Annotated in this window: 11 protein-coding genes; all 11 read right to left on the bottom strand. The window is 46.0% G+C overall.

Annotation, left to right across the window (positions count from 1 at the left end; genetic code table 11):
• Positions 1 to 62 precede the first annotated feature (62 nt).
• A complete protein-coding gene (locus LZZ85_RS23360) occupies positions 63 to 1523 on the bottom strand; it encodes an NAD(P)(+) transhydrogenase (Re/Si-specific) subunit beta (RefSeq protein ID WP_237875836.1) in 1461 nt (486 codons plus the stop codon).
• Between the two features lie 71 nt (positions 1524 to 1594).
• Positions 1595 to 1906, bottom strand: coding sequence for an NAD(P) transhydrogenase subunit alpha part 2 (locus LZZ85_RS23355; RefSeq protein WP_237875834.1), 312 nt, complete (start codon positions 1904 to 1906; stop codon positions 1595 to 1597).
• 54 nt (positions 1907 to 1960) lie between these two features.
• The gene (locus tag LZZ85_RS23350; RefSeq protein ID WP_237875833.1) at positions 1961 to 3073 is read right to left on the bottom strand and encodes a Re/Si-specific NAD(P)(+) transhydrogenase subunit alpha; all 1113 of its coding nucleotides are present in this window, start codon (positions 3071 to 3073) and stop codon (positions 1961 to 1963) included.
• Positions 3074 to 3169: 96 nt separating this feature from the next.
• Positions 3170 to 3964: an O-methyltransferase gene (locus LZZ85_RS23345; RefSeq protein WP_237875831.1), complete on the bottom strand. Its 795-nt coding sequence runs from the start codon at positions 3962 to 3964 to the stop codon at positions 3170 to 3172.
• A 284-nt stretch (positions 3965 to 4248) separates the two neighbouring features.
• A complete protein-coding gene (locus tag LZZ85_RS23340) occupies positions 4249 to 4740 on the bottom strand; it encodes a dihydrofolate reductase (RefSeq protein WP_237875829.1) in 492 nt (163 codons plus the stop codon).
• Positions 4741 to 4765: 25 nt separating this feature from the next.
• Positions 4766 to 5560, bottom strand: a complete 795-nt coding sequence (locus LZZ85_RS23335) for a thymidylate synthase (protein ID WP_237875827.1) — start codon at positions 5558 to 5560, stop codon at positions 4766 to 4768.
• 110 nt (positions 5561 to 5670) lie between these two features.
• Entirely contained in the window at positions 5671 to 6249 is a 579-nt protein-coding gene (locus tag LZZ85_RS23330; protein ID WP_237875825.1) for a hypothetical protein, read from the bottom strand.
• Positions 6250 to 6808: 559 nt separating this feature from the next.
• On the bottom strand, positions 6809 to 7654 hold the full coding sequence (locus LZZ85_RS23325; protein ID WP_237875823.1) for a glycoside hydrolase family 16 protein: 846 nt from the start codon (positions 7652 to 7654) through the stop codon (positions 6809 to 6811).
• Positions 7655 to 7668: 14 nt separating this feature from the next.
• Positions 7669 to 8592 carry a hypothetical protein gene (locus LZZ85_RS23320; protein WP_237875821.1) on the bottom strand — a complete coding sequence of 308 codons (924 nt, stop codon included), beginning with the start codon at positions 8590 to 8592 and terminating at the stop codon, positions 7669 to 7671.
• Between the two features lie 26 nt (positions 8593 to 8618).
• A complete protein-coding gene (locus LZZ85_RS23315) occupies positions 8619 to 10136 on the bottom strand; it encodes a RagB/SusD family nutrient uptake outer membrane protein (RefSeq protein ID WP_237875819.1) in 1518 nt (505 codons plus the stop codon).
• Between the two features lie 17 nt (positions 10137 to 10153).
• Complete coding sequence (locus tag LZZ85_RS23310) at positions 10154 to 13504, bottom strand: TonB-dependent receptor (protein ID WP_237875817.1); 3351 nt, start codon at positions 13502 to 13504, stop codon at positions 10154 to 10156.
• Positions 13505 to 13726: the final 222 nt, after the last annotated feature.

The following is a 13726-nucleotide window of genomic DNA, read 5'->3' as shown; positions in this document are numbered from 1 at the left end:
TTTATTTGCGAACTTCGCGATCCTTTGCGGTCTTTGCGATACTCCTTAAGCCAGTCAAAAACCTAAAGATTCTTGATCTCCGCAATCAGGTCCTGCAATACTTTCTTCGCATCTCCAAACAACATAGACGTTTTTGGCTGAAAGAAAAGATCATTCTCAATGCCAGCATATCCAGGCTTCATGCTTCGCTTATTCACGATACAGTTTTTAGCCAGCTCTACATCCAGGATCGGCATTCCATATATGGGGGAAGATGGATCTGTTTTGGCTGCGGGGTTCACTACATCATTTGCACCAAGCACAAGCACAACATCCGTAGTGGCAAATTCTTCATTTGCCTGTTCCATCTCCAGTAATTTCTCATACGGAACATCCGCCTCTGCAAGCAATACGTTCATATGACCGGGCATGCGTCCTGCAACAGGATGGATCGCATATTTAACGTCAACGCCTTTTGCCTCCAGCAATTTTTCGAGTTCATGACAGGCATGCTGCGCCTGCGCAACAGCCAATCCATAACCGGGAACGATCATCACTTTGCTTGCATAGCTCATTACTACTGCTGTATCACTAAGGGAGATTTCTTTATAGGATCCTTGCTGTTTGCCGTCACCGCCCGCTGCTTTAGCAGCACCGGCTCCAAAGGAACCGATCAGCACGTTCAGCAAGGAGCGGTTCATCGCCTTACACATCAGGATCGTGAGTAAAGTACCTGCAGCACCGACAAGAATACCACCGGTCAGCATCACTTTATTATCATACAGGAAACCTCCGCACGCAGCGGCAACACCGGTGAATGAATTCAGTAAGGATATCACGACTGGCATATCTGCACCGCCGATCGGGAATACAAAGAATACGCCATACAATAACGATAGTGCGAAGATGATATAGAAAAGGACATGACTACTACCCTGTATGTTTATGGTCAGATATGTAGCCAGGCCAAGGATTGCCAGCATCATTACGATATTGAAAATATGCTGCCCTTTAAAAGAAAAGTCTTTCACCTTACCGTTCAGTTTCCCCCATGCGATGATGCTTCCGGCAAAGGATACAGATCCGATGATCAGCCCAAGAAGAATAATGATCACTTTCCCATACGGAATGGCGGGATCCTGGAAGAATGTATCCATCGGCGGGAAAAAAGAAAATCCTTCCGCAAATGGAGGATGCGCCATCATGTGATCGTATTCCACAATTGAGATCAGGGCGGCACAGGCTCCACCCATTCCGTTGAACAAACTCACCATTTCCGGCATTGCCGTCATCTTTACCTTCTTCGCGGCGAGAAAACCGATCAGCGTACCGATGGCAATACCGCCAAAGATCCAGCCGTAATTACCAAGCTTCTGGCCATCTTCTTCATACAAAAAAATAGTTCCGAGAATGGCAATGACCATACCTCCTGCCGCTATCAGGTTTCCCTTGCGGGCCGTAGCCGGGTTGGATAACATCTTTAACCCAACGATAAAGGTGACAGAACCGATGAGATAACAAAGAGTAAGTATATTAAGCTCCATGCAGAGGAATTAAAAAGTAAATATTCAAAATTAAAATAGCTTGCCGGGTGCCCGCAGGCATATTTCGGCAGTTACTTTTTCTTTTTCTTAAACATTTCCAGCATCCGGTCAGTTACCACAAAACCTCCAACCACATTAAGGGTTCCCAATACAACCGCCAGAAACCCCAGTATCAGCGCGAGGTAATTATCGGATTCGGCTTTCCCCATTACGATGATCGCGCCAATGATCACAACGCCATGTATTGCATTGGCGCCACTCATCAATGGTGTATGAAGAACGCTGGGCACGCGGCCGATCACTTCGATCCCAACAAACACCATCAGGATCACGATGTAAATGATCTGCTGATTATCGTGTATCCATGAAAGAAAACTATCCATAAGAATGAAATTTCGAAGTAAGGAAATTCACAACCCGCATCGATGCGTGTCGCATTAAAGATTTTTAACCCGCTCATTCACCACTTCACCTGCATGCACAATACAACTTCCTTTTACCAGGTCATCGTCCCAGTTAAGGTTCAGTTGTCCTTCTTTGGTAGTGATCAACTGCAGAAAGTTGAGAACGTTCTTGCCATACAATTTACTTGCGTCGGAAGGCATGGTTGAAGGAAGAGCGGAGTTCCCGATGATACTCACACCATTCTGTACAACGGTTTCATTGTCTTTGGTAAAAGGCGTATTACCTCCGGTAGCTGCTGCCAGATCAATGATCACCGAGCCGTTACGCATCGAGGCGATCATCTGTTCTGTGACAAGTATGGGCGCTTTCTTACCCGGGATCTGTGCTGTTGTGATTACGATATCAGCTTTTGCAATACTGTCAGCGATACGCTGCTGTTGCTTTTGTTTGTATTCTTCTGTTTGTTCCACCGCGTAACCACCTGCTTTACTTGCATCGGCAGCTCCTTCCACTTCAATGAATTTTGCGCCAAGGCTCATCACTTCTTCTTTTACGGCAGGGCGTGTATCGAATACTTCAACAACAGAGCCTAGACGTTTCGCGGTAGCGATCGCCTGCAATCCTGCAACACCTGCGCCTAAGATCAGTGTTTTTGCCGGCGCTATACTTCCAGCTGCGGTCATGAACATGGGAAAGTAGCGTCCGTAAGTATTTGCGGCAAGCAATACTGCCTTATAACCTGCAATGTTTGCCTGTGAGCTGAGTATATCCATTGATTGCGCACGCGTAGTTCGTGGCAGCATATCCAATGAGAATACGGTAAGATTTTCTGCGGCCCACTCTTTCATTAACGCAGGATGATAAAGCGGCTGGTATACACCCAGCAATACCTGGCCTTTGGGAAATGAGACGGCTGATTCAGGAGTATTAATGGCCAGTAAAACCTGCGATGCGGTGATCACATCCACCCTGCTTTTGATCAGGGCTCCCGCCTTTTCATATTCTGCGTTGGAACAATAAGCCTTTTCGCCGGCTCCGTCTTCCACTAATACTGTGATTCCTTTTTTTGTGAGAGTGCCCACGGCGTCCGCCAGGAGGGATACGCGTGTTTCATGGCTGGGTTCTTTGATCAATCCGATAGTCATGAACGCTGTTCGGTTTATAATGGAAGAATTGCATTACCACACACCCCGAAGATATTAAAAAATTGCTGGCGTCCTAAGTAAATCTACGAAGTGATTTTAAAACCGTATAGTGAAGTGCTGCTTCTCGCGGAATTCCTGCCTGAATAAAACGATACCGATAAAAAAAAGATCGATGGAACAACGCACAGCAGGATGATCTGCTATATATGACCAGGCCTGTTCCATTTCTTCACTCCAATGGATATCATCAAATACAATTATTGTATCATTATCCGCAACACGGAGAAGTTGTTCAAAATATTCAACAGTTGGCTTCATTCGATGATTACCATCTACAAAAATAAAGTCTGGCTTGAACGTTTTTAAAACAACCGGCAATTCTGTATCAAAATTTCCACGATGAAGCCTAACATTATCCAACCCGTCCTGCCGCATTCCTTCTTCCGCGACCGACGCGATGGCTGCAGCGCCTTCCATCGTGACCAGTGTGGCCGAGGGTTTTGCGAGAGAAAGATATCTTGTGGTGATACCAAGCGAAGTTCCCAGTTCAAGAATTCCCTTCGGTTGATAATATTTGACCATCCGGTAAAGCAATTGCCCGTATTTCGCTGGCTTTGCTGCATGCCTCGCAATATCAGCGACACTTCTTTTTCCCTGGTTATTCTTCATCGATCCTGCGCCCATGTCTTCTACCATCAACGTGCGCTGATCCTGCCGCAGACGCTTCCTCGCTGCTTCCACCTTTGCATAATCTGCGTAAACCTTCCTGTCATTCAACACATGAATAATAAGATCATAAACGAACGGCGAATGCATACCATGCCCTTTACCATTGTAGCTGATAAAATAATAGCGGACGTACTTGCGTAAAAGTTGAAATGGATTGAACACGCGCAAATGTAGGAAACTCTGAGGTATCGTTGACCGTTGACCGTTGACCGTTGACCGTTGACCGTTGACCGTTGACCGTTGACCGTTGACCGTTGACCGTTGACCGTTGACCGTTGACCGTTGACCGTTGACCGTTGACCGTTGACCGTTGACCGACACAAATTAAAAGCGAGGGGCTATCGTTTATCAACGATAGCCCCTCGCTTTTAATTTGTACACGAAGATCCAATTTTATTCCACCTCACTTGAATTCCGGACAACGGACAACGGTCAACGGACAACGATCACCTTCTCTCCCACACCTGAAACGAATACGCATACTGATGCTTCTCGTCAGCAGGGAATTTTTCTTCCCGGACCATTTTCCAGAGTAAGGAGTCTATTTCCGGAAACCAGGCATCGCCTTCAGGCTCGGCTTCTACACGGGTAAGATGAATACGATTGGCTTTGGGCATTACCATTTTATAGATCTCGCCACCACCGATCACCATCAATTCTTTTACATCCATTTGTTTTGCCAGAAATACGGCATCATCCATTGTTTTCACGGTAGTAACTCCTTCTGCTTTCCAGCTGCCGTTTCTGGTGAGAACGATATTGGTGCGGCCGGCAAGCGGTTTGCCCAATGACTCGAATGTCTTCCTCCCCATTACTACCGGCATCCCCCAGGTCACATTTTTAAAGTAACGCGTATCATTGGGCAAACGCCAGAGCAACTGGTTATCTTTCCCTATTACATTATTTCTGGCAGCTGCTACAACGAGTGTCAGGATCATGATCAAACAATAAACGATAAAAGAATTAAACGGCTACCGGTGCTTTTATAGCAGGGTGCGACTGATAATTTTCAAGTGAAAAATCTTCAAAGCTAAAGCTGAAAATATCCTTCACTGCCGGATTCAGTTTCATCTCCGGTAAAGGGAAAGGTGTGCGGGACAACTGAAGCTGCACCTGTTCCTGGTGATTGCTGTAAATATGAACGTCACCAAAAGTATGAATGAAATCGCCTGGCTCAAGATCACACACCTGCGCGATCATCATTGTCAGTAAAGCGTATGAAGCAATATTGAAAGGCACGCCGAGAAATACATCGGCTGAACGCTGGTAAAGCTGGCAGCTCAGTTTACCGTTTGCCACATAGAACTGGAAGATGGTATGACAGGGCATCAATGCCATTTCAGGCAGCTCAGCTACATTCCATGCACTGATGATCAGGCGGCGGCTATCAGGATTTGTTTTGATCTGTTTGATCAAATCTGTTACCTGGTCAATGACCTTCCCATCTTTCCCTTCCCAGCTACGCCATTGTTTTCCGTAAACCGGTCCGAGCTCGCCGTTTTCATCCGCCCACTCATCCCATATTTTTACGTTATGATCTTTCAGATAAGCAATATTGGTCTCCCCCTTTAGAAACCATAGCAGTTCGTGAATAATGCTTTTAAGGTGTACTTTTTTAGTCGTAACCAAAGGGAACCCCTTCTGAAGGTCGAACCTCATCTGGTAGCCAAACACGCTTTGTGTACCTGTACCGGTGCGATCTGTTTTGTGAGCTCCATTGTCGAGGATATGTTGTAAAAGGTCGAGATACTGCTGCATACTGCAAAATAAAGCTAAGCTGATGAAAGAGGGAAAAGAGGAAACTAACCGCGTGGGGAAAAGTTATTTCAAAAGGGGATTGCGCTTGACGCTTTGGACGGCGTAATAGATCAGGCAACATTTTCAGCGGCAGGGACGAATAGTTGAGCCTCAGGAGCTACAGTCAGGCTTTCGATCAGAACCCGCAGCCGCTCATTTTCCTTTTCCAACTGCAAATTGATATGGGTCAGCTGTTCATTTGCAGCTGCCGACCTGTCTCTTTCGATATGATACTTTTTTATAAATCGATCAACTTCGCGTTTTAAACCCGAATAAGAGGAAATATTGGACTCTCCGGTTTGTCCACCCGCCGCAAAAACGGCCATGGCCGCACATTTCACCTGCAGAGCAGCATATTTATGTTGCAAAGCTGCATATCGGGCTTCACTATTGCAAAGCTTATGGTGGTATTCATCCACCAAACCGGTATGATCAAAAAGTATAAAATCAGCTTCTTTGTTCAGCTGTGCCATTGCCGCCGGAGTTGGCAGATCTCCGGCCAGTAACGCCTCTTCCCTATTCTTTCTTATTTTTCTATAATGTTGATAAACAATAAGTGCGGTGACCACCGCAAATACCGGTAATGCGATCCAGCAAACAATCTGGACCACCTTTATAAATTCTGAAACGGAACCCACGGCTAAAAACATTCTAAACAGTTTAGAGTAGATCTAATTCATGCAGAAAGTTTATTCGGTATAGCAAAGTCTCCCAGCCCGCCTGTCGCAACAATAGTACCAATCCCCTCCTCCACCACTGTTAAAACATCTTTCACCTCTTCCCCGTCTCTTTGCACTACCGAGAACCCATCAGTAGGGTTGGCGTAAGGTTGCCGCTGATTACGCTGATTTATCAGTCACATCATTGAAAAATGCCTCGTTAACGCCCAAGTTTGTTGTCTGAAAGCGCTGATTTCGCGGATTAGCTTCGGAAAGCAGAAGTTGATCTGCGTAATCCGCGCATTCTAACCCGGAAAATTTCACATTACCAGCTGTTATTTCAACAGTAGGGCTATAATCCGCGTAATCCGCGGGAACCTTACGCCATACGAATCGTTTTGGAAAGATATGGGTTACACGGTAGGTCTTAGCACGAAAAGGGCGGGTCGAAAACGACCCGCCCGGCACTAACTGCTGCTAAGTGCTTAACGATTGCCTTATCTATGGCTTCTTATAGCCGCCGGAGGCCAGCTGTATAAATCTCGTTGCATTATGGAATCAGCTTATATAAGCGTACATAGTCCACCAACATGGCTGCGGGGAAAACAGTATCGTCTACTCCCTGTACGCCGCCCCAGTTACCACCAACAGCAATGTTGATCAGCACGTGGAAGGCTTTGTCGAACGGCCAGCTTGCGTATCCTTTGCCGTCATTGGCAAAACTGAATACCTGTACGCCATCAAAGAATCCCCTGATATAAGCCGGAGTCCAGTCGACACGGTATAAATGAAAATCGGTCATAGCTGTCGGGATCTGCCGTGTAGCCGTTTTCTGTGTATTTATAACGTGATTGTAGGCTTCAGAGTGAATACTGAAGTGAACTACGTTCGGGTCGTATCCGACATGCTCCATGACGTCGATTTCGCCTGACTTTGGCCAGTCGCCATACGTTCTGGCCGTTGGCAGCATCCAGATCGCGGGCCATGTGCCGCGTCCTGAAGGAAGTTTGGCTTTCACTTCCAGTCTTCCGTAGGTAAAGTCTTTCTTACCACGGGAAACAAGCCTTGTAGAGCTGTAAGCCTTGCTACCGGAGGGCTCCTTTATTGCGGTGATGGTCAGCATGCCATCTTTTACCTGGACGTTTTTAGCATCCGTGGTATAGTTCTGCAACTCATTATTGCCCCATCCATGATCGCCGGTGTCATAGGTCCAGCTATTCGGATCTGGAGCTCCGGTATAGTCGAACTCATCCGCCCACATTGGTGAAGCTTCAAAAGTATATTCCTTTGCTTCCGGCGGTGCTGGCGGAGTGATCACACTCCCGCCGTCTCTCCCGCTTTTTTTGCATGATGCAAGGCTCAGCAGGAAAATTGTGGATACGATTAAATTTCGCATAGTGATCGTTTTTATTATTCAGAACGCAGAGTGAAATGCCACCAGCCGCCACCGAAAAAGAGGGCGAGTTTCAGGATATCATGTCCGCTACCTCCGGCATTAATCTGCATTTCCATAATATCATAGATATTTTCGGTACCTGCGGGGCCAGAATTGATCTCTCCGGCGGTTTGTGCCTTTTGTAATCCGATATGAGCGCCTTTACCGATCAGTTTCAAACGGCCAAGTCCTTTTGTCCCGCCTGGCAAAACCTCAAATCGATAGTTTGGATTAGATTTCCAGAAAGCCTGTTCTCCTGTAAGGTTAGCAGATGGCTGACAACCTTGAGAAGGAACTGTTCCGAGATACCCGTCAGAATAAAAATCATCTTTATTATCGTAGGCGAATACACTTGTGGCAAAGTTGAAAGTGTAGGTGTCGTTAAATTCGCATGGACGGGTCGTTACTTCACTGGCAGCACTGGTCCACCAGCTTCCGTCGCCTGCATTCGGCCCTACTGCATATGCACCGGCTGCGGGGTTGAGCTTCCATGTCTTTTGCGTGCAACTGGCTATAAATCCTGCTGCCTTGGTCGGCAGGCAGGCATTCGGATCATTCTGCGCGATATTGATGGTCTTTGTAATCGAATCAACTCCGCCCATACCGTAGGCTTTCATTTTGACCGTGTACTGGCCAGCTCTGGCAAAATTCACGCGTGCAGAGTCTCCAACGGGCGTAAAGCCTGTTGAAACCGTCCAGTATGGGATAACCGGAACATTTGAAGTAGACACTAAGATCAGGTTATTCGGATCTGTATCTTCTACTACTTTGAAATCAACTACTGGTTTTGCTCCAAGTTCCAGGTCAGCTCCTTCTTTTTTACATCCCTGGAAGAATATTGCACCGCCAATGATAAAGGTGGCACCGATCAATAATCTTGTTTTATTAATATGCTTCATAACAAGCTTTTTATGGCTAGGCCTGATTAATAATTGGGGTTTTGCTTAAGCTGAGTGTTGCTCAGTTCATTCAACGGGATTGGTAGGCGGTCATGTTTACCGGCAACAAACCCTTTGGATGATAATGCAGCAGCGGCACGGCCTGTTCTAACGAGATCGAACCAGCGGTGTCCTTCTGTTGCCAGCTCTGCGCGGCGTTCACGATAGATATTTTCAATTGTAGCCGCAACCGGCAGCAGACTAACCCTTGCACGAACCGCGTTCAAAAGTCCGGCAGCCTTTACCAGGTCGCCGCCACCACGCACGAGTGCCTCAGCCTGCATAAGATAAGTATCTGCCAGACGGATCTCGATCACGTTGTTTGGATAGTTCAGTTCTGCGTTACCACCACCCGTAGAGCGCCATGCTTTCAGCGGTGCAAACTTCTGAACGAAAAAGCCTGTATTCTGATATCCTGGCTCATAATTGCTCGCGGCGCCAACAGCTACCATACTGTCAATATCAGCTATCGTGTACTGGTAACGGGGGTCACCATACATGAAATCATGCAAAGCATCAGTCACAGGGTTGAAGCCCCAGCCTGATTCATAAATATTCCCGGAGTAACCACGGGCACCGATCATCTGGCAGTAGACATTCCCTTCTATAACATCCCAACCATTCCAACTGCTGTTAGCTACTGGGGTATGGCTGATCTCAAAAATAGACTCCTTATTGAATTTGTTGTCTGGGCGGAATATTGCCGGGAAACTTGTCAGAAGCTCATAGCCATAAACATTACCGGATTTGTTCACATCGTCGAACAGATTTGCAGCCTCGATCATTCTTGAATCATTGTTCTGATAAAGAATAACTTTTCCAAGTAATGCTTTTGCTGCTCCCTGGGTAGCGCGGCCTCCTTCTGAAGCGATACTTACGTTTACAGGCAGATCAGGAATAGCGTCTTTCAGGTCTGCTTCGATCTGAGCATATACAGCTTCCGGCGTTGCCTGAACCTGTGTATAGATCGCATCACCTTCGATAGGCGCTGTAAAAAGAGGGACATTGGTAAACAATCTTACCAGATCAAAATAGTAATATGCTCTCAGGAATTTTGATTCCGCGATATAGCGTGCTTTCAATGCAGTACTGAGACCGGGAACATTTCCGAGCTTGGACAGAATAATATTTGCTCTTGAAACACCAACAAAGTTCCGGCGCCAGAAAGCGTCCTGTGGACCGACAGCGGGTGTCAATGCAGAATAATTATTCCAGGCCTGCCAGGTAGCCATATCCGCACCACCATCAGCACCTCCAGCGAAACAATCATCGCTTGCAGCATTGAGCGGCCCAAGCTTATTGGCATAAGTTCCTGCAGCGGTTTCCATCCCTAATGGATCATATGCAGCAACAACCCCTGTAAAAGCCTCATCAGGATTTGAGTAATAATTCACTTCCAGATTCAAGCCTACAGGGTCTACATCCAGAAAGCTTTTTTTACATCCATATAATGCCGAAGCACCAAGTATAACAAAACAGAATTGATATAAATATTTGCGTTTCATTGTGATCAGATTTTTAATTAAAGACCTACGTTAAGACCAACCATAAATGAGCGGGCTTGAGGATAAACACCACGGTCTATACCATAACTGCCGCCACCAATCTCCGGATCGAAACCAGTATACTTTGTCAGAGTCAGCAGATTGCCGCTTGCCACATACACGCGCAGCTTTTTGATACCAGCCCTGTTAAGCAATGAAGCAGGAACGGTATATCCTATCTGGAGGTTTTTAATACGGAAATAAGCTCCGTCAGACAGATAAAAATCGGACGGGTAAGCAAAATTGCTATTGTTATCTTTTGTAGTCAGACGCGGGAAGGAATTTGTTGACCCCTCACCTGTCCAGCGGCCTAGTGCTGCAGTGGTCCAGTTAGCATTAGCTACATCGAGGCGGCGAAGCGCGTTGAAGATCTGATTTCCTGTAACACCCTGCCCAAACAGAACAAGATCGAATTGTTTATAGGATGCGTTGATAGTAAAACCATAGCTCCATGTTGGAGTGGGATCACCAATGAAAGTACGGTCAGCTTCTGTAATAACACCATCACCATCACGGTCAACCCATTTGAAATCACCAGGCACTGCATTTGGCTGGATCACTTTACCATCTTTATTCTGGTAATTAGCTACCTCTGCCTGATTCTGGAAAATACCTGCGGTTTCAAATCCATAGAACGAGTAAGTAGGACGACCAACTACGGCACGTGTAAGCCTGTAAGTACTGGCCTGCCAGCTGGAACCATCAATGAATTCGCGTTCTTCACCGATATCTGTTACTGTATTCTTTACATACGAGATATTACCTTTTACGTTGAAATTCACATCTCCCAACTTCTGTGAGTAGCCTAACTCAAGCTCAACGCCTGTGTTTTCCATCGCGCCAACATTACCCAGAGGATTATTAAGGCCGACATAAGCAGGAATAGCTACTTCCATCAGGATATCCCTGGTTTTCTTTTTATACCAGTCAAAAGTCAATGTAAGATTTTTGAAAAGGTTGGCATCGAAACCAATATTCAACTGGCTGGTAGATTCCCAGCGAAGATCAGGGTTAGCCGGTGCGTTGGGGCTGTAGCCGATCAGGTAGTTATCATTTCCGAAAGGATAGTTACGTCCTCCGCCCATCGTAGAGATAAAGGCGAAGTTTCCGAAACCGTCATTACCGGTTTCGCCATAAGAACCACGGATTTTCAGGAAAGAAACCACATTGTTCTGAGGGAAGAAATCTTCTTTAGAGGCAACCCAGCCGATTGAACCGGAAGGGAAATAACCATATTTGTTATTCGAACCAAAACGGGAAGAACCGTCACGGCGCAGAATAGCCGTAAATAAATACTTATCATTATAATCGTAAACAAGACGGCCGTAAATAGAAGATACTTTATGCCTGTAACTTTCACCGCCCCATGAGCGACGATTCGCAGGCGTGCTTTCAAAGTTCATCGAAGCTTCTCCATAAGTATTTACGGGAAGATTATCTACAGTAATACCGCTGTTCACACTGTTATCATCCACATATGCACCGGTACCACCAAGCAGTGTAAAGTTGTGATCTCCGATCCTGCGGGCATAAGAGATTGTATTTTCAAACGTCCAGTTAAAGCCGCGATTCAATTCGCGTGTAAAAGAATTATTTGTTGTAAATGTCGAAGTGTTCAGGAATACCATAGGGTTAAACGAAGTGGCTCCCCAAAATGCCTGTTTTGCACCAAGGTTTGTTCTAACCTTGAGGCCTTTGATCACTTCGATCTCAGCAAACACGTTTCCTACAAGATTATGCGACCAGCCATGGTTACCTTCTCTTGTTTTGGCATATGCCAGAGGATTCGTCATTTCCTGCCTTACATAATTTGAGATACCGTACGGACGTCCCTGTCCATCGCGTACAACACGGTTATTAACGTAAACAGGTGCGTTTGCGTCATTTGGATCAGTAACGATCGGGCTTGTGATCGGGTCAAGGTTAATGGCCGATGCAAGTGGTCCACCAAACTCTCCATTCGTATTACCAATACCCTGGCTTCTTATGTAAGAGTATCCAAGTGTATTTCCGAAAGTCAGCCATTTCGTGATCTTGTGATTTGAGTTCAGGCGGGCGTTATATCTTTTGTAAGCAGAGATTTCTGGCATTACCACACCTTCCTGTTCAAAATAACCAAGAGAAAAATAATAGGTTGATTTTTCAGAGCCGGCACTGATACTGATATCATGGTTTTGGATCAGCGCATTATTGCTGAAGATCTGATCCTGCCAGTTTGTACCTTCTCCAAGAGCATCAGGGTTGGGGAACAAAAGACCGGTTCCGCCTCCTGCTGCAAACGCTTCGTTTGATAAAGTAGCGTATTCTTTTGCATTAAGCAGTTTCAATCTTGTAGCTGGCTCCTGCATGCCGACATAACCGTTATAATTAACGGCCATCGTACCTGCTTTTCCTTTCTTCGTGGTCACAAGGATCACGCCCGATGCAGAACGTGCACCATAGATAGCAGCGGAAGCAGCATCTTTCAATACTTCAATTGATTCGATATCATTCTGATTGAGGTAATCAATACCACCATTGTCCACAACGATACCATCTACAACAAAAAGCGGGTCGCTGTTATTTAATGTCGTAGTACCACGGATCCGTAAGGTAGAAGAAGATCCTGGCTGTCCGGACGCAGCGGCAATTGTCATACCTGATACACGCCCCTGCAAAGCCTGGTCAACGCGCATAATTGGCATATTTTCCAGATCACTCGCTTTTACACTGGTAATAGCGCCGGTTACAGACCTTCTTTTCTGGGTGCCGTAACCCACTACCACCACTTCTTCGAGGTTTTTGTTTTCAGCAACCAGTGAAACCGATACCTGTGAAGATCCATTGAGACTTACTTCTTTCGAAACAAATCCTATGTATGTTACAATCAGCACTGCATTTGTATTGGATACATTTATCACGAAATTGCCATCACCATCGGTGACGGTACCATTGGTCGATCCTTTTTCGGTAACAGACACGCCGGAGAGCGGCTCGCCGCTGTCGCTTGTGACTTTACCTGAAACAGGCACGGGTATGGCAGCTTCCATACCGGTGGTGATCACCACCAGGCTTCCGCTCAATCTTTTATAACTTAACTCGGTGTTTTGCAACACCTTATTCATAACTTCTTCTAACGAGGCATTTGCCACAGAGATGCTGATACGCTGCTCTCTCGGCAAAATTTCATCTTTGTAAACGAAACGGCAGGCTCCCTGCTGTTCGATGGCTTTAAAAACCTTTTTCAACGTCACTTTCTCCAGGTTCAGGTTGATATTCTCCTGGCCATAACCATGGGCGAAAGATTGAAGGGAAAAGGCGATAATAAGCAGAACGGTAAACTTCATCATGAGTAAGCATTTGATGAATTGGTTGGGCGCATGGGGGGACGCGCCTGATCCATTTTTTTTCATACCTTAGTTTTGAATTAAATGATGGGATTTTTGCTCTAGCCAGAGCAAATTCTTTGTCTTTCAAAAACGGAGGATGCCGCAAACATTCTCCGTTCTCTATTTAAACGGGGGAAGTCATGTAGGTTTCTTCATATGCATGCAGTTTTTAAGATGAGCAAT

The organism is Terrimonas ginsenosidimutans (assembly GCF_022012415.1).
Lineage (GTDB): Bacteria > Bacteroidota > Bacteroidia > Chitinophagales > Chitinophagaceae > Terrimonas_A > Terrimonas_A ginsenosidimutans.
The sequence above is the reverse complement of the archived record's forward strand: the minus strand, read 5'-3'. Positions and strand labels throughout refer to the sequence as shown.